Annotated in this window: 14 protein-coding genes and 1 pseudogene; 6 read left to right on the top strand and 9 right to left on the bottom strand. The window is 72.5% G+C overall.

The features are described 5' to 3' along the window. Positions 1–159: 159 nt before the first annotated feature. Positions 160–993, top strand: coding sequence for a class I SAM-dependent methyltransferase (locus BCD48_RS18000; RefSeq protein WP_083418823.1), 834 nt, complete (start codon positions 160–162; stop codon positions 991–993). A 188-nt stretch (positions 994–1,181) separates the two neighbouring features. Here BCD48_RS18000 and BCD48_RS17995 read toward each other — a convergent pair whose 3' ends face one another. From BCD48_RS17995 to BCD48_RS17980, 4 genes are all read right to left on the bottom strand, one after another. Next, positions 1,182–2,129: an aldo/keto reductase gene (locus BCD48_RS17995; RefSeq protein WP_071049595.1), complete on the bottom strand. Its 948-nt coding sequence runs from the start codon at positions 2,127–2,129 to the stop codon at positions 1,182–1,184. A 165-nt stretch (positions 2,130–2,294) separates the two neighbouring features. Continuing rightward, positions 2,295–2,927 (bottom strand): hypothetical protein, encoded by a 633-nt coding sequence (locus BCD48_RS17990; protein WP_083418822.1) that lies wholly within the window; start codon positions 2,925–2,927, stop codon positions 2,295–2,297. Between the two features lie 142 nt (positions 2,928–3,069). Next, on the bottom strand, positions 3,070–3,870 hold the full coding sequence (locus BCD48_RS17985) for a helix-turn-helix domain-containing protein (protein ID WP_071049756.1): 801 nt from the start codon (positions 3,868–3,870) through the stop codon (positions 3,070–3,072). A 280-nt stretch (positions 3,871–4,150) separates the two neighbouring features. Then, complete coding sequence (locus BCD48_RS17980; RefSeq protein ID WP_071049594.1) at positions 4,151–5,353, bottom strand: DUF349 domain-containing protein; 1,203 nt, start codon at positions 5,351–5,353, stop codon at positions 4,151–4,153. 180 nt (positions 5,354–5,533) lie between these two features. Here BCD48_RS17980 and BCD48_RS17975 point away from each other — a divergent pair, with 180 nt between their 5' ends. The 4 genes from BCD48_RS17975 (at position 5,534) to BCD48_RS17960 (ending at position 10,368) form a co-directional block, all read left to right on the top strand. Further along, positions 5,534–6,550, top strand: a complete 1,017-nt coding sequence (locus BCD48_RS17975; RefSeq protein WP_083418821.1) for a carbohydrate ABC transporter permease — start codon at positions 5,534–5,536, stop codon at positions 6,548–6,550. After that, the gene (locus BCD48_RS17970; RefSeq protein ID WP_083418820.1) at positions 6,547–7,584 is read left to right on the top strand and encodes a carbohydrate ABC transporter permease; all 1,038 of its coding nucleotides are present in this window, start codon (positions 6,547–6,549) and stop codon (positions 7,582–7,584) included. Before BCD48_RS17975 ends, BCD48_RS17970 begins: the two co-directional genes overlap by 4 nt. A gap of 104 nt (positions 7,585–7,688) precedes the next feature. Further along, positions 7,689–9,101: an extracellular solute-binding protein gene (locus BCD48_RS17965; protein ID WP_397428668.1), complete on the top strand. Its 1,413-nt coding sequence runs from the start codon at positions 7,689–7,691 to the stop codon at positions 9,099–9,101. Between the two features lie 70 nt (positions 9,102–9,171). Beyond that, on the top strand, positions 9,172–10,368 hold the full coding sequence (locus tag BCD48_RS17960) for an ABC transporter ATP-binding protein (RefSeq protein WP_083418819.1): 1,197 nt from the start codon (positions 9,172–9,174) through the stop codon (positions 10,366–10,368). 104 nt (positions 10,369–10,472) lie between these two features. Here BCD48_RS17960 and BCD48_RS17955 read toward each other — a convergent pair whose 3' ends face one another. Continuing rightward, entirely contained in the window at positions 10,473–11,105 is a 633-nt protein-coding gene (locus BCD48_RS17955; protein WP_071049593.1) for a TetR/AcrR family transcriptional regulator, read from the bottom strand. 368 nt (positions 11,106–11,473) lie between these two features. On the opposite strand from BCD48_RS17955, the gene BCD48_RS17950 reads away from it, so the two are divergent. Then, positions 11,474–12,193 (top strand): alpha/beta hydrolase, encoded by a 720-nt coding sequence (locus BCD48_RS17950; protein ID WP_071049592.1) that lies wholly within the window; start codon positions 11,474–11,476, stop codon positions 12,191–12,193. Positions 12,194–12,946: 753 nt separating this feature from the next. Here BCD48_RS17950 and BCD48_RS17945 read toward each other — a convergent pair. The 4 genes and pseudogenes from BCD48_RS17945 to BCD48_RS51355 form a co-directional block, all read right to left on the bottom strand. Continuing rightward, positions 12,947–14,296, bottom strand: a complete 1,350-nt coding sequence (locus BCD48_RS17945) for an NsdA family TPR-like regulatory protein (RefSeq protein WP_071049591.1) — start codon at positions 14,294–14,296, stop codon at positions 12,947–12,949. 713 nt (positions 14,297–15,009) lie between these two features. Next, a complete protein-coding gene (gene ygfZ / locus BCD48_RS17940; RefSeq protein WP_071049590.1) occupies positions 15,010–16,233 on the bottom strand; it encodes a CAF17-like 4Fe-4S cluster assembly/insertion protein YgfZ in 1,224 nt (407 codons plus the stop codon). 8 nt (positions 16,234–16,241) lie between these two features. Next, the gene (locus BCD48_RS17935; protein WP_083418816.1) at positions 16,242–16,760 is read right to left on the bottom strand and encodes a Fur family transcriptional regulator; all 519 of its coding nucleotides are present in this window, start codon (positions 16,758–16,760) and stop codon (positions 16,242–16,244) included. Between the two features lie 111 nt (positions 16,761–16,871). Beyond that, positions 16,872–17,208, bottom strand: a pseudogene (locus tag BCD48_RS51355) (hypothetical protein); the annotation flags it as partial.

The raw sequence follows: 17,208 nt of genomic DNA, 5'->3' as shown, positions 1-17,208 counted from the left end.
ACCATGGCGGACGGGGCCGCGTGACCCGCTAGAAGCCCGCGGCGTCGGCAGCAACCTGTATCCCCCTGACGGCCCGTGGTCATCCCCGGGCCGCCCCGGACGGGCGGAAGCGGGACCGCGCCGCCCAGGCGGGCGGGCGCCGTCTGTCAAGGTGGAGAGGTGACGACGACGGTGCCCGGTGGGCGCCCCCCGCGGCTGGCGGCGGGGCGGGCCCGGGCGCTCGGCCTGCCGACCCGGGGCACGACGGCGCCGAACCGGCTGCGCCGGGTCGACCGGTGGCTGACGGGAACCCAGGCGGCCCTGCTGCGCGCCGCGGATGACCCGCTCGTCGTCGACCTCGGGTACGGGTCGTCGCCGGTCACGGCGATCGAGCTCTACGACCGGCTGCGTGCCGCCTGCCCGTCGGCGAGGGTGCTCGGCCTCGAGCTGGACCCGGAGCGGGTCGCCGCCGCTGCGGCCGCCGCCCGTCCGCCCGGCCTGGCCTTCGCCCGCGGCGGGTTCGAGCTCGCCGGCCGGCGCCCGCTCGTCATCCGGGCGATGAACGTGCTGCGGCAGTACGCCGAGCACGATGTCGAGCCCGCCTGGCGAACCATGCGGTCCCGTCTCGCGCCCGGCGGCCTGCTCCTCGAGGGCACCTGCGACGAGATCGGCCGCCGCGCCTGCTGGTTCGCGCTGCCCGCCGATGGCCCAGGAACGCTGACGCTCTCCGCGCACCTGCCCAGCCTCGAACGCCCCTCCGACCTGGCCGAGCGCCTTCCCAAGGCCCTGATCGCCCGCAACACTCCCGGCGAGCCCATTCATGCCCTGTTCGTCGCCCTCGACGCCGCATGGGACCGCGCCGCCAGCTATGCGCCGTTCGGCCCCCGGACCCGCTGGTCCCAGGCCGTGTCCGCCCTCCGCGCCGACGGCTGGGCCATCCACCGAGCGCCGCGCCGCTGGCGCCTCGGCGAGCTGACTGTCACCTGGCCCCCGCCGAGCCCACCTGAGCGGTGATTCCGCTCATCCAGGACGTCGCTCACCTCATCCGGCGGGAGCGGCTTCGCGGCGGGCGGACGTGGGCAGGCTGGGATGTGCGCGGCGCCCACCGGTATGCCCATTCCGCCGACGAGCCGGCGGGCGCCCGCTGTATTTCTGGTTCGCTCCGTGCGGGCGGCGCGCCGCCCGCACGGAGCGAACCAGTGTTACTGCCGGTAGGTGGGGGCGATCTTGTCGAGGACGGCGAGGTCGTCCGCGCGGGGCTGCCAGGCGCCGGCCGTCGCGTTCGCGTGAACCTGGGCGGCGCTGGTCGCGCCGGCGATGACGGAGGTGACGGCGGGCTGCGCGGCGAGGCCGCCGATCGCGACGTCCAGCAGCGAACGGTCCCGTTCCCTGGCGAACGTCTCCAGGGCTTCGACCTGATCGAAGACCTCGTCGGTCAGCTCGTCCTGCCGGCCGGCCATCCGGGTGCCGGGCGCCGGCGGCTCGTCGCGGGCGTACTTGCCGGTCAGGACGCCGTTGGCGAGCGGGAAGTAGGGCAGAATGCCGATCCCGTACCTCAGCGCCGCCGGCACCAGCTCGGCCTCGACACCACGCTCCATCAGGTTGTAGTGGTTCTGCGCCGAGATGAACCGGGTGTGGCCCGAGGTCCGCGCCGTCCACTCGGCGTCCGCGGCCTCCCAGCCGTCGAGATTGCAGGACCCGACATAGCGGACCTTGCCCTCCTTGACCAGCTCGTCGAGGGCTTCGAGCGTCTCCTCGATCGGCGTGACGCCGTCGAGGTTGTGCAGCTGGTAAAGGTCGATGTAGTCGGTCTGCAGCCTGCTGAGCGACCCCTCGACGGCCTTGCGGATGTAGCGGCGTGACGCGCGCGCCCCATAGTCCGGGCCGTAGACGCCACCCATGTCGTTGCCGAACTTGGTGGCGAGCACGACCTCGTCCCGGCGGGACCGCAGCACGTGCCCGAGCAGGGTCTCCGAGCCGCCCTTGTTGCCGTAGGTGTCGGCCGTGTCGAAGAGGTTGATGCCGGCCTCGATCGCCGCGTCGACGACGGCGCGGGTGCCGCCCAGGTCGACCCTCGACCCGAGGTTGTTGCAGCCGAGACCGACGACGGAGACCAGTAGGCCCGAGTTGCCCAAGGGACGGTAGCGCATGACCGCAATACAACACCCGGACCACGATCGCCCGGCGCCCGGTCCGGCGATTCCCATCCCGGTCGATCGTCCGTCGCCTCGAGACGACGAAGCGTACCCACCACCCGCCCACGAGGCCGGCGAGATTTGGGGCGAGGCGTTCCCGCGCCTCGCCCCAAAGCCGCCCTATCGGGTCCGGCGGGGAAGCGTGGCCTGGCTGACGGCGGCCTTGCCGACGGCGTCCGCGGCCCGGCGTGCCGACGTGCTGGCCGCCTTGGTCCGGCTGACGGCGGTCTTCGTCCGCGTCACCGCCTCCTCGGTCGTGGGGCTGCGACGGATCTCGGTGACCCGCTTCTCGCCGCGGTTTGCCCACGCGTTGTAGAGCTGGGTCGCGCGGCCCTGCAGGCCCGACAGCTGGGCGCCGACGGTCTCCGGCAGGCCGCGGACCGTGGTGCCGACCTGGGTCGGGACCTTCGCCGCCTCGACCGTCAGCTCGCCAACCCGGTCGGACAGCCGACGCACCTCGGTGCTGGCCGTGGCCGGCAGGGCACGCAGCTTCTCGACGGCCAGGTCCGCCGCGCCGACGTAGGCGTAGAGCGGCTTGCGGACCTCGGACAGCTGGGCGCGCCGCTGGTCCGGCGTGGTCCGCGAGCTGGCTGTGCCCGTCCCGGCGGAGGCGCTCGCGCCGGTGCCGCGCGTCGTGCCACCGGTCGCGTGCGCGCTCTTCGCGCCGCCGGTGGCCGAGGTCCTCGAGGACGCCGCGGTGCTGGTGCGCCTGCCCTTGGCCGTGGTCGTGGTCGTGGTCCGTTCGGTAGCCATCTGACCTCCTCCGCGATCAGGACCAGCGGTCCCACCGCGCATGTGTCTGCTGTTGTCGTCTAAGGGCGGTGCACCGCTTTCAGGGGCAGTCGGGACACACCGTCATCTGTAGCAGCCGTCGGCGAGCCGGCGGCTCGCCGAGCTACGGCTGGGGGGCCGCCGGTGAGGCGTTCCCCGAGGGCTCCGCGCCCGCGCCCGGCCCGCCCGCGGTGCCCTCGGCGGGAGCGTCCGCCGCCGCCGGACGCCGGGTCGTCGCGCGCCGGGTGGCGGCCCGCCGCACGGGCTCGGCCGCGGCCGTCTCGCCGGCGGCTGTCCTGTCGACGGACGCAGCGCGCGGCCGGCGGGCCGTGGCCCGGGCAGCAGGGGCTGACGCGGTGGCCGAGGCCGCGGCGCGTCGTGGGCGCCCCGTCGCCGTCCGGCCGGCGGACTCGGCGGCCGCCTCGGCCGTCGCTGGCTTCGGGATCGCCCGCGAGGGCGGAGCGGTGGTGCTCGCCGCGTCCGCACCGCCCGTGGTGGACGGCTGGGAGGCCGGCGGCCTGGTCACCGTGCCGGGCTCCCTGACAGCCGCGCCGGGCGTGTCGCCAGCGCCGTCGGCGCCGGCGACCGCGTTCTCCCGGCGGAACGCCTCGTAGATGTCGAGAATGACCTGCTTCTGGCGGGCGGTGAGGAACTCGTCGGCGAGCACGGCGGCGTGCACGTCCTCGCCACCCTCCCGCTCCTCCAGGATCCCTGCCTGTACGTAGAGGACCTCGGCGGAGATGCGCAGCGCCTTGGCGATCTGCTGCAGGATCTCCGCCGACGGCTTGCGCAGGCCGCGCTCGATCTGGCTCAGGTACGGGTTGCTTACCCCGGCCTGCTTTGCCAGCTGTCGCAGCGAGATCTGCGCCGTGCGCCGCTGGTCCCGGATGAAATCGCCGAGTTCACGGACGTTCAGAGCCGCCACGGGCTTCTCGACCTCCTCGCCAGACCGCCGACACCGCCGTCGCGTCGAGCCAGCCGGCGGCTGCAGGCGGAACAGCCAGCTCACCGGCCGAGTCGGCGCGTCGTCGCACGATGCACACCGCACCTACTACGGCGACGCTACGCCACGGTGCTAACTATGGCAAGCGGACAGTTAGCACATCGCGCGCGTGCCGGCGACCACCCTCAACGCGCCGAAAGCCCGCCAACCTGGTGGTCGGCGGGCTTTCGGCGCGGTCGTGCGGGGGCCTGGAAGTGCTGGCCTAACGGTCGCTGCCCGGGAGCAGGGCCCGGTGGTTGGCGAGCTCGCCCTCGATCCGGGCGACGTCCTTCTCCCGGCCCGCGGCCCTGGCCTTCTGCAACTTCTCCTCGAGCCGGCGGATGTTCTCGCGCATCTTCGCGGCGAACAGGGAGGTCTCCCCGTCCTGGCGTGACCAGCGGGCGTCGGAGGCCTCGCGGATGCGGTCACTGATCGTGGCCAGCTGGCGCTCCAGCTGACCGACCGCCTCGCGCGGCACCTTGCCGATGGCGTCCCAGCGCCCCTGGATCTCGCGCAGCCTGCGCGACGACCTGTCCGTGTCGGCCGGGTCGAGCTCGGCGGCCTCGGCCAGCAGCGCCTCCTTGGCGGCCTGGTTCGCCCGCGCCTGGGCGTCGCGCTCGGCGTTCACCGCGTTGCGCCGGCTGAAGAACGCGTCCTGTGTCGCCCGGAACCGCGTCCACAGCTCGTCGTCGACGTCCTTGGCCGCGCGGCCCGCCGTCTTCCACTCGGCCATCAGCTCGCGGAACCTGGTGCTTGTCGGCCCCCAGTCGGTCGAGCTGGCGAGCGACTCGGCCTCGGCGATCAACGCCTCCTTGCGCTCCTTCGACTTGGCGCGCTGGGTGTCCAGCGCGGCGAAGTGCGCCGTTCGGCGGCGGGCGAACTCCTCGCGCGCGGCGGCGATCCGACGCCACAGACCCGAGTCGGTCCGCTTGTCGACGCCGGTGATCGCGCGGAACTCGTCGCCGATCGTCCGGAATCGCTCGCTGACCGCCTTCCAGTCGGAGCTCTTCGCCAGCCGCTCGGCCTCGGCGACCAGCTCCTCCTTCGCGGCGACCGCCTGTGCCACGCGGACGGCGCGCTCGGCCTGCGCCTGCGACTTGCGGTCCTCGGTCACGCCGAGCAGCGCCGTCAGCCGGCTGTGCAGCGCGTCGAGGTCGCCCACGACGGCGGCCGTCGCCAACCCGTCGAGCAGCCTCTGCGCGCTGGCGGCGATCCCCACCGGGTCGACCCCGGGGATCGTCACTCGCCGTTCCAGCAGCTCCACCTCGGCGGAAAGATCGTCATAGCGGCGCACGAAGTGCGCGAGCCCCTCGTCAGGGCTGCCGGCCCGCCACGAGCCGACAGCGCGTTCGCCTTCGGACGTCCGTACATAGACGGTGCCGTCGTCGGCGACTCGTCCCCACTCGGAGCCGGTCCCGTCACTCATCGCAATCCCAAGATCGACATTAGGTTGCCTGCCATTCTTGCAGGCATCGGGCCAGAGTGGGATCCCTGCCGGGGATCCCGCTTCAACCCCATCACCGTCATGGCCCGGACCGGTCGTGTTCACCTCCATGTCAGCCACGCTTCTAGGCAGGTGACGCGTGGCAGGCCAAGATGCGTAAGCGTGACGAGAAGGGCGGGCGCCGGACCACGAACCGGAGCCGGCGGTTGGCGGATCGGGGCGCTGCTGTTCCCCGCTCTGCTGGGGCTGACCGTGTTCATCCTCGGCCCCGCGCTGGTCTCCGCCTTCGCGGCGGGGACCGACAAGACCCTGACAGGGCCGAGTTTTCACTGGGTTGGCACGGCGAACCTCCGGGAGGCGTTCGGCGACCCGGACTTTGGCAGGTCCGTCCGCAACACGCTGCTGTACTGCGTGCTGACGGTCATCCCCGCGGTGGTCGTCGGGCTCGCCCTGGCGCTGGCCGCGCAGAAGGTCACCCGCGGCTCGGGTGCCCTGCGGCTGGCACTGTTCCTGCCGGTCAGCGCGAACCTGGTGGCCATCGCGGTGGTCTTCGCGTACATGTTCGACCCGAGTGGCCACGGGCTCGCCAACACGGTCATCGGCTGGTTCGGCGCCGGGCCGCGTAACTGGCTGGGAGACGAGGCGACCTCACTGCCGGTGGTCGCGCTGGTCGGCGGCTGGCGGCTGACCAGCTTCGTCTTCGTCGTCTACCTCGCGGGCCTCACGACCATCCCGGCCTCGGTGTACGAGGCGGCCGAGGTCGACGGAATCCGCGGGTTCGCCCGGCTGCGACACGTCACACTGCCGCTGCTCGCGCCCACCACGATCTTCCTCGCGGTGTTCACCACGATCCTCACGCTGCAGACGTTCGAGACAGTCGCGGTGCTGACGCACGGCGGGCCGTTCAGGTCCAGCGCGACGATCGTTTACTACATCTACGAGGTCGGGTTCACCGGCTCGTTCCGGATCGGCTACGCCTCCGCGATCGCGCTGCTGCTGATCCTGGGGATCGTCCTCATCGGTGTCCTCGGTTCGGTGCTCGGCAGGCGAGCCAGGGCACGGGCCGCCCGCGTCGAGAGCGACGGGGCCGACGCCGGGGTGGACGGCGCCGCGGGCGCCGCGCTGGTGGGCCTCGGTGTCGCCGGCGCGGCCGCCCCGGCGACGGAGGCGGCCCGATGAGCCAATCGCCCCTCAGCCAACCGCCCCTCAGTCAACCGCCGACGAACGAACCCGCCGTGAGCGAGCCGGCGATGACCGAGCCGGCGATGACCGAGCCGGCGATGACCGAGCCAGTGAGGGGCGAGCCGCGGGCGGACAGCCCTGTGCCGGCGCCCCCGACCGGTAGACACGCGCATCGCGCCGCACGGACGGGTGGACCGAACAGCGGTCGGTTCGCGGGGCTCGCTGGGCGAGCCGCCGTCCTGACCGTCGGTGTGTTCTTCGCCCTGCTGCCCTTCGTCTGGATGGTCCGCACCGCGTTCGGGCCGTCCCAGTCGGCGCTGGCGCTCTCGTCGAACCCGATTCCGGAGTCCATCAGCTTCGACGCCTTCACGCGCGCCTTCCGGGACGGCCATCTCGGAAGGGCGCTGCTCACCGGGATCGTCGTGAGCCTGGCGATCCTGCTGCTGCAGCTGTTGACCGCCATCCCGGCGGCATACGTGTTCGCCTGGCTGCCTTTCCGCGGGCGCGGCGTGGTGTTCGGGCTGGTGTTGGCGACGCTGCTGGTCCCGAGCCAGGTGACCGCGATCCCGAACTACGTGACGATCTCCGCGTTGGGCCTGTCGAACACCCGCGTCGGCCTGGTGCTGCCGTTCATGACGAGTGCGGCGTCGATCTTCCTGCTGCGCCAGTACATGACGACCATTCCAGTCTCCGTCCTGGAAGCTGCCAGGATGGACGGCCTTGGCTTGGTTCGTACGCTGCGGACCATCGTGGTCCCGCTGTCGATGCCCGCGATCGCCACGGTGTCGGTGTTCAGCTTCCTGCTGTCGTTCAACGAGTACCTCTGGCCGCTGCTGGAGGCCCGCTCACCGGAGATCGCCACCCCGCCGCTGGCGCTGGCCACCTTGGTGGCCTCGCCCCCCTCGGGCCTACCGGACTTCGCCGAGCTGTCGGCCGGAGCATTGATCATCAGCCTGCCGACGCTCGTCGTGTTCCTCATCGCCCAGCGTCGCCTCACCGCCGGCCTCACCGGCACCGGGGCCGGCGGCTGACTCATGTCCTCAGTCCGCAACCTCGGCATCGACCTGTACGTCTCGTACTCGACCAGGTACACCGTGCGCAGACCGTGCCAGCTGGCGCAGTGGAGGGATAGACCGTGATCCGCATCGACAGGTCCGGCCGTGCCGGAGCGGCCCCGGCGCGCCCGGGCCGAGGCAGACTGGGCGGCCTCAGGCAGGCGCCGGTGCTGCTCACGGCGACCGTCGCTCTCATCACCGCTGCCTGCGGCGGCGGTGGCGGCGGTTCCGACACCCCCGACCTGCGGCCGACCGCGCGCACGGCGGCCGCCGGCGTCGCGGGCGTCAACGGCGCGACCGCGTCGCCCGAGTGCGCGTCCAAGGTGAAGACGCTGACGTTCTACGGTGTCGCGGCGCTCAGCGACGTGGCCAAGTCCGGCAAGGCGTACATGGAGAAGGCGCACCCGGGCCTCACCGTGCAGCTCAACTCGACCGCGCCGAACTACGTCGCGCTCGTCCAGCAGATCTCCGCCGACCGGGCCGCCGGCAAGCAGACCGACGTCGCCGTCGCCGGGTTCGACCTGCTTCCCGTGTTCGCCAAGCAGCTCGGCGCCCAGACCCTCTCGCCCAACCTGCTGCGCTCTACGTACGACCAGCAGTTCCTGAAGCTGGGCCAGGTCGACGGAAAGCAGATCGGCATCCCCGCCCAGGTCTCGATGCCGGTGCTGGTCTACAACGCCGACATCCTGGCCAAGGCCGGCGTCGACCCGAAGACACTTACCACGACCGACGGCGTTCTCGCCGCGGCCGAGAAGATCAAGGCCTCCGGCGGGGGCGTCCAGCCGATCGACCTGCCGACCGGCCAGCAGTTCGGCCAGTGGTACCTCGGCTCGCTCGCCGAGTCGAAGGACACCTCGATCCAGAAGCCGGACGGCTCGCCGAACCTGACCGCCCCGGCCGTCACCGAGGCCGCCCAGTTCCTCGCCAAGGTCGGCTCCTACGGCCCGCAGTCCGACGACCCGTCGCAGAACGGCCTGCTGCGCTTCGGCATCCAGAAGCAGACCGCGATGGTCGGCGCCACCGTCGCCTCGCTCGCCGCCGGCCTGCGCTTCATCCGCGGCCAGGGGGCGAACGGCTTCAAGGCCGGCGCCGTGCCGTTCCCGACCCTGCCCGGCGGCACCGAGCACCTGACCGCCGGCGGTAACGCGCTGACCGTGCTGTCCACCGACAAGTGCCAGCAGGAGATGGCCACCGAGCTGCTCGTCTCGCTGCTCGCGCCGGACGTCGTCGCCGCCGGCGTCGAGTCGGTCAGCTACCTGCCGGTGGACACCGCCGCCGCCACCCAGCTCGCCAGCTTCTACCAGGAGTTCCCCGAGCTGGTGCCGTTCAAGAACCTGGCCGGCTCGCTCACCCAGGCGCCGGCGTGGCCGGGCACCCGCGGCGGTGAGGTCCCGCAGGCGATCACCGACCAGGTGATCCGCGCGATGACGGGCACCGACCCGACAACCGCGATGCGCGACGCCCAGACCAAGGCCACGCAGCTGACCGCTTGACGGTCGCCGGCGGCGCGCCCCGCCGGCGCGCCGCCGAAGACCCTTCCGCTGGGAACGACGAGGAGCTGGAGTGACGGAGCTGGCCGTGCGGCCCGGCGATGACGCGCTGGCGGCGACCGCCGCCGGCACCGCGGGCGTGCCGATCGACATGGAGGGCCTCGGCCGGGACTTCGGCCCGGTCAGGGCGCTCGCCGACATGACCATGTCGGTGCGCCCGGGGGAGATCGTCGCGCTGCTCGGCCCGTCCGGCTCCGGCAAGTCGACCCTGCTGCGCATCTGCGCCGGCCTGGAGGCCCCCACCTCCGGCCGGCTGCTGTTCGCGGGCGCCGACCAGGCCGGCCTCGCCCCGCACCAGCGGGACGTCGCCCTGGTGTTCCAGCACTACGCGCTCTACCCGCACCTGTCGGCGCTGGACAATCTGACGCTGGCGCTGCGCTACGGCCGCAGGATGTCCAAGTCCGCGGCCGTGGCGCGCGCCCACGAGACCCTGGAGATGCTGGGCATCGGAGCGCTCGCCGACCGCAGGCCGGCGCAGATGTCCGGCGGCCAGCGCCAGCGGGTCGCGATCGGCCGGGCGCTGGCCCGGCGCGCCCGGGTGGTGCTGCTCGACGAGCCGATGTCCGGCCTGGACGCGAAGCTGCGCGTCGAGCTGCGCGTCGAGATCGTCGCGCTGCTGCGCCGGCTCGGCTCGACCGCGCTGTTCGTGACCCACGACCAGTCGGAGGCGATGGCCGTCGGCGACCGGGTCGCCGTCCTCAACGCCGGCTGCCTGGAACAGCTGGGCACCCCTGACGAGATCTACGACCGTCCCGCGACCCGCTTCGTCGCCACCTTCGTCGGCAGCCCACCGATGACCGTCCTCGACGGTGCCCTCACCGAGGGCGTCCTGCGCGGTCCTGGTTTCGCCGTCACCGCCCCCGCGGGCTCCACCGCTGTGGGCGTGCGCCCCGAGGGCCTCGAGCTCGCCCCCGCGACGGCCGGTTCCCCGGGTGGCACGACGGCCGCGCCCGACGCGCCAGCGGCCACCCAGCCGGACAGCTCGCTGCGGATCGCGGGCAACGTCGTCGTCTCCGAACGCCTGGGCGCCGAACGGGTGGTCTACGTGCAGACCGCGGCCGGTGCCGTGGCCGTCCGCGTCCCCGCTCGTCAGACCGACGCCGGAGGAACCCCGGACGCGACGCGTTCCGGGGCCCCGGTCACGCTGGCAGCCCCGGCCACCGCTCTGGCCTTCTTCACCGGCGACGGAGCGCTGATAGGCGTCGACTAGCCGCCAGGGGGCAGACCGCGCCATGCGGCAGCGGCCGCCATGCGACCCGGCGGCGCGGCCACGGCCGTCGACCGGCGGCTGGACCAGTCGGTCAGGTGCCTCAGTCAGGTGCTCTCGGTCTCGTGCTGTGCCTCCCGCGCCGCCCGCCGGGCCGTGGTGGAGCGCTCACCGGCCGCACGCGCGGCGGGCTCGTTGTTCGCGGTGAGCCGGTACGCGGCGCGCTCGAGCGCCGGGAGGATGGCGGTGTTGTCGAGTTCACCGGCGGCGGACCGGGCGACGACGGCGTAGGCGACGTTGGTCAGGATGAGGGCGACGTCCTCCACATAGCCGGGCTCACCCGCCGCCAGCACGGCCTGTCCCGCGGGCTCGATGATGGCCGCCGTCTGTCGTTCGAGACGTTCCCCGCCCGGCGTCATGCGGGCGCGGTGATAGGCCTCGAGCATGCGCGGGCTGCGCTCCCACGGTTCGAAGACGTGCCGGAACACCCGCATGAGGCCGTCGTAGAGGGTCTCGTCGGGTGGTGGCGGTGGTACCGGCGCGCAGCCGTTTTTGGCCATCCACCGTTCGACCGCGGTGACCATGAGCTCGTCCCGGGTGGGGAACAGCTTGTAGATCGTGGCAAGTGAGACGTGGGCCTGGCGGGCCACCGCGCGCAGCTGAACGGCGTCGTAGCCCTCGGATTCCAGGAGCGCGAGGACGACGTCGACGATGACGTCGGTCTGCCGTAACTCCGCCACCGGGCGAGCCTCCCTCCGTGTTACTGGTTCGCTCCGTGCGGACACGGCGCTACGGCCCCTTACTCGCTTCGCTCCCAAGGGACCTCCGCGCCGTGTCCTCCTGCGCTCACGTGCGCTGCGGCGACCTCCGCTGCGGCCCGCCTACATCGCTTCGCTCGTAGGCAGGCCTCCGCGGAGGCGCGCCTCCGCGCCAGCTCGGTGACGTCACGCTTGAACCCTCTAACGGCAAAGGACGGCAAGGCCCTGCTTGACGTACTTAGAGTAACGTGGTTACCTCGGTAACCACGTTACTCGGGTGCCTGGTCCTGGTTCCGGCGAATCCGTCCGGTGCCGCCGATCGGCTCCCTCGCCGCGGAGGAGACTGGATCATGGCGACTTACGTCCTGGTACACGGGGGTGGCCACGGTGGCTGGTGTTACCAGCCCGTCGCCCGGCTGCTTCGGGCGGCCGGACACGAGGTGTACGCCCCCACGCTGACCGGGTTAGGGGAACGGGCGCACCTGGTCGGCCCGCACGTCGACCTCGACCTGCACATCCAGGACGTCGTCGCCCTGCTGCACTACGAGAACCTGCGCGAGGTGATCCTCGTCGGGCACAGCTACGGCGGGATGGTCATCACCGGTATCGCGGACCGGGCCGCCGACCGGGTCGGGCGCCTCGTCTACCTGGACGCGGCGAACCCGGTCAATGGCCAGTCGCTGGTCGACGTCGCCGGGCCGATCATCCAGGCGACCCGCCCGACGGGAAAGGTGGTCGACGGCGTCGAGCTCGTGCTCATCCCGTTCCCCGAGGCGGGCGCCTTCTACGGGGTGACCAACCCCGACGACATCGCCTGGATGGCCGACCGGCTGACCCCGCACCCCTGGCGGTGCTTCGAGCAGCCGCTGACGCTCACCAACGAGGCCGCGGTGTGGGCGATCCCGCAGTACCACATCGTCTGCACGTCCACGCTGGCCACCAGGGATCCGGAGTTGATGGCGAAGGCCCGCGCCGACGGCCGCCTCTGGGACATCGACACCGGCCACGACCTGATGATCACCGAACCCCAAGCCACCGCCAACGCCCTGACCGAGGTAGCCGTTTCTTAACCCGGTTCGCTCCCGTGGCCGAATGGTTTAGCGGGTCGGGGTGGAAGGTTGTTTCTGGTTCGCTCCGTGCGGGCTGTGTCTCTGGTTCGCTCCGTGCGGGCACGGCGCTCCGGCCCCGTACTCGCTTCGCTCCCACGGGACCTCCGCGCCGTGTCCTCCTCCGCGAACGTGCGCTGCGGCGACCTCCGCTGCGGCCCAACCACGTCGCTTCGCTCGTGGCCGGGCCTCCGCGGAGGTGCGCCTCCGCGCCAGCCCGGTGGCGTGTCGTTTGAACGTCACCAAGCTGGGACCAGCCTGTGGAGCCCCCTACCTCGCTTCGCTTGTAGGGAGACCTCCACGGAGGTGCGCCTTCGCGCCAGCTCGGTTGCGATGCGCTTGAACGGCGCCAATCCAAGGTGGGACCTGATCTGGAATAGTTCCCACCGATCAGGCGCGAAGGCGCCTACGAGCGAAGCGAAGTGGCCCCACCGAGACGGCAGTTTCGGACTCGCGACGTCACAGCGGCAAGCAACCGGGCTGGGTGCGGAGGCGCGCCTCGCGGAGGCCCTCCTACGAGCGAAGCGACGTAGGGGGGCCGCAGCGAGGTCGCCGCAGCGCCCGTGAGCGCAGGAGGACGGCGCGCGGAGGTCCCTTGGGAGCGAAGCGAGTACGGGGCCGGAGCGCGCCGCCCGCACGGAGCGAACCAGAGACACAGCCCGGACGGAGGGAACCAGCAACAACCTTTTAGGCCGACCCCGGCTATTTGGGGTTGCCCTAGACCATTTCGGCGAGCTGCGCGTCGAGGTCGCGGGCGGCGGGGACCGCGGCGTGGCGGCGCAGGCGGCGGCGGACCTCGTCGGCGCGGCGGGCGTTGCGCCGGGACCGGGTGACGGTCAGCAGCGGGACGGCCTCGGTGGCCAGCGCGCAGCCGGCGTCGAGGTTGCCCAGGTCGATCTGGACGCCCGCACGGCGCAGCAGGTAGGTCGCGTGGTCGCGGACCTTCTCGGCCGGGTGGCTGGCCAGGGCGTTGCCGAGCCACCGGTCGGCCGAGGGCAGATGGCCGAGGTCGATGTAGCAGCAGCCGACCTGGGCCTGGAACTCGGCCTCGTCGAAGTAGACCGCCCACGACGGTTCCTGCGGCCGGGCGCGGCTGAACGCGGCCTCGGCGACGGCGAGCTCGCGCGTGCAGGCGACCTGGTCGCCGAGCGCGGCGTGCGCCCGGGCCTTGCGCATGTGCAGCATCGCGCCGACCCGGCCGGTGGTGGCGCCGGCGGTGCGGACCGCGGCCTCGGCGAGTTCGATGGCCTCAGCGGGCCGGGAGAAGTCGACGCACTGCAGCGACATGTTCTTGAGCACGTTGGCACCCAGCAGACGGTCGCCGCCGACGTGGGCCGCGTGCAGGGCGGTGACCCAGTAGCGCTGGGCGGCGGTCTGGTAGCCGGCGTCGAACGACACCCAGCCGGCGAAGCGGGCGAGCTCGGCGGCGACGGTGTGCAGCTCGCGGCCGATCTTCTCCGGGTAGCGGCCGCGGGCGAGGAGCTCGGCGACGACGCCCAGCTCCGCGTCCACCAGGCGGCGCACGCTCTCGCCGCCGAGCCGATCGTCCATCACTCGGAGCCCGGGGATGTTGTGGGCGATCCGGTGCACGATCTGCTCGTCGACCAGACCGCCGTCCAGCGCGCCCACGAGGCGGGCCGGCTCCAGGCCGAGCCACTCGGTGGCGAGGCTCGCGACCCCGGATCCGCTGATGGTGAGGAATCCGCGGCGGTCGGTCAGCGCGTCCTGGACGACGTCGGTCAGCGCGGACAGGCTGCCGGCCTGTGTCCAGGGGTAGTCGGTGCGCACGTTGTCACCGGTCGGAAGCCAGGACGGCCAGGGGTGGGACTCCAGCCGCTCGGTGGGCACGCCGAGCTCGGTGGCGAGCGCCAGCTGGGACACCCTGTCGGGGACGACACCGCGGTGCTCCCAGCGCCATACCTTCTGCCGCTCAGCGGCCATGTTCGCCACGCCCAGGTCACGAGCCCTCTTGGCGACGACGCGAGCGAGCTTCTGGTACGACCAGCCTCGCTGGGCGCGGACGAAGGCCAGTGGGTGTGCGCAGGCCTGAGCGTTCTCCGTCAGCATCGACGATCTCCTCGGATATGCGTGCACGGTTATCCGTTGGCGACAGCTGTGCTGAAGGGCAGGCAGGACGCCGTCGGCCTGTCCGCTCCCGCGACCGTCCGAAGCCAGGAACGCATGCGCTCCGTGACGGTCGCTGTCTGTCGCCCGATGGACGTTTCGTAGGCGCATGGCAACGCTATGTCGCGACATCTGTCATCGATAGCGCTGAGCGTGGTGCGATGCGTGCATTGGTGTTGCAAGGAGCCCACTCGGGGGTCTGTATTGCACACCCCCGGCCAAGGGGTGCTGAGCGCCCAGTAGGCCGGCGCCGGCCTCCAGGCCGCTGACCGGGCCAGACGGTGTCACGATCGGCCTCGCCGAGGGGTGCTCGGTGGCGTGGCGAGACCGTGTAGTCCCAAGTGGTCACTGCACGGGGCCGAAGGACCGCTTGACTGCGGTCTCGGGCGCGGCGGCACTCGCGGGCCACTTGTCACTAGCTGGAGATCGGCCGAGGCGATCCTCCGGTTTCGGTGGGCGGTCACCGGCAGTCGCCAGATATGTCCGCCGGGACCAGTGTCACGATCCGTGATCAAAGCAGGGGTTCCGCGGAAGGCCCGCGGAAGGCCCGCGGAAGGCCCGCGGAAGGCCCGCGGAAGGAATGACCCGTGGCACGGACGGCGGCCAGCCGGGCCGCGCCAGTCAGCGGTGTTCCGTCGCCGGTTCCGTCTGTGCCGTTAGCGCAGAACGTGACCGGCGGGACGGTCTGGGCGCACGGGACCGGAGCCCGGGTCGATCTGGGCGGCGACCTCGTGGCCATCCGGGTCGGCGACGACGAGGGCGGCGTCGTCCGGCACCGTGCGCTTGAGCATCGCCAGCGCGATGGGGCCGAGCTCGGCGTGCATCCGGGACGAGCCGGCGAACCCGACCTGGCGGCCGGCGGCCGTCACGGGAGAGCCGGGCGCGGCCAGCGCCCCGTCGAGGTGCAGCAGCACCAGCCTGCGCGGCGGGCGGCCAAGGTTCTGGACGCGGGCGACCGTCTCCTGGCCGCGGTAGCAGCCCTTGTCCAGGTGCACCGCGCTGGTGAGCCAGCCGACCTCGTTCGGGATCGTGCGGTGGTCGGTGTCGACGCCGAGCCGCGGCCGGTGGGCGGCGACGCGCTCGGCCTCGAAGGCCTCGACGCCGGCCGGCTCCACGCCGGCGGCGCGCAGCCGGGCCGCGACGTCCCCGAGCTGGGTCCTTTCGACCAGCAGGTCCACGCCGTACGGCATCCGCCGGGCCAGCACGCCGGGTCCGAACCGGGCCAGCGGGTAGGGACCCGCCTCCGTCGGGAGGCCGGCCGCGCCCCCGGCCGGCGCTGCGGCCCAGTCCGTCGGTACGTCGCCGTCGCCGGCCTTGTCGCCCGGTGCGTCGGCACCCAGCGCGCCCGCGACCGCCGCCGCGGCGCGCGGGCCGAGGACCGAGAGCACGGCCGTCGTCGCCGTCGCGTCCGCGGGCTCCACCCGCAGCAGGAAACGCATCGACTCCAGGAATGCCAGCAGTGCGCCAGCCTCGCTGGAGACGCCGGCGGCGCCGGAGCCGGGCTCCACGTCGATCCAGGTGGTGGCGCCGTCATCCGCGAGAACCAGATGGTGCTCGACGTGGCCGTGTGGCGAGAGCAGCAGCGCCTCGGTGCCGCGCATCGGGCGCAACGCGCTCAGGTGCTGCGACGTCAGGCTGTGCAGCCAGGTCAGCCGGTCGGCACCGTCGACGCGCAGCACGCCCCGGTGCGAGCGGTCCACCAGGGCGGCGCCGGCCGCCGCCCGGCGCTGCTCGCGCAGCGGGTCACCGTAGTGCGCCGCCACTCCGGCGTCCGGGCCGTCCGCGGCGACCGCCCCGGGCAGGCCCAGCAGCGGGGAGCGGTAGCCGGCGGCTGTCGCCGCGGCGGAGTCGGCGGTGGCATCGACCTGGGAGCTGCTCATGTCCGTAGTCAACCGTGGGCGCGCGCGGAACAGTCCGCACACCGGCCGGCCAGCGCGACGTGGTCGACGTTCACGGTGAACCCGAGCTCCTCGCGCAGCGCGTCGACCAGCCCGGTGAGCCGGTCGGGGGACAGCTCGCTGATCGTCCCGCAGCCGCCGCACACCAGGTGGATGTGCCGGTCCCGCCCGGCGACGTGGTAGGTCGGCGCACCGTGGGTGAGGTGGGCGTGGGAGACCAGCCCGAGCTCCTCGAGCAGGTCCAGCGTGCGATAGACGGTCGAGATGTTGACGGCGGTGGCGGTGCGGCGCACCTCGGTGACGATCGCCTCCGGCGTCGCGTGGCCGAGCCTCGCGACCGCCTCCAGCACGAGCTGGCGCTGCGGTGTCAGCCGGTACCCACGACCGCGCAGCCGTGACTGCCAGCCGTCCCGCCCCTCGGCGGCGGCCGAGACCTCGGCCGGTGCATCGGAGGCCAGCGCGCTGGAAGCCGGCGCCGCATGGACGGGCGCCGTGCTCGTTGATGTCATCGACTGCCGATAGACCTCTGCGGCCACACCGTCAAGTCTAGGCCGAACTTACTTGATCTAGGACGCACTGCGGGCTCGTGACTTGCGGGTTCGCGGCAGCCATTGATCGTCTTACTGACTACCAACGGTCTTGGAGATAGGCGCGCCGATTAGCTGGAAGACCTTTCTCTGGGTTTCGGTGGCGTTCGTGAGTAGCTGAAGGCTGCCGCCGCCGCTGATGCGGATCTCGTCGCGGGTCAGGGTGGCCAGGTGCGCGAGGAGGCCCTGGAAGCTGTAAAGAGGCGTTCCGTCGGGCTGTTCCTTGCGTGTGGATTTCCGGTTGGCGGCCTCGGAACGGAGAGCGGGCGCGACCGGGTCGGTGCGGCCTGGCGGCTCCTCGTCCGTGAAGGTGAGGGGGGCGAGCCGTTTCCTCAGGTGCCAGGTGATGTAGGCAGCGAGGGAGCAGATC

It is taken from the genome of Pseudofrankia coriaricola, from assembly GCF_001854805.1.
Lineage (GTDB): Bacteria > Actinomycetota > Actinomycetes > Frankiales > Frankiaceae > Pseudofrankia.
The sequence above is the reverse complement of the archived record's forward strand: the minus strand, read 5'-3'. Positions and strand labels throughout refer to the sequence as shown.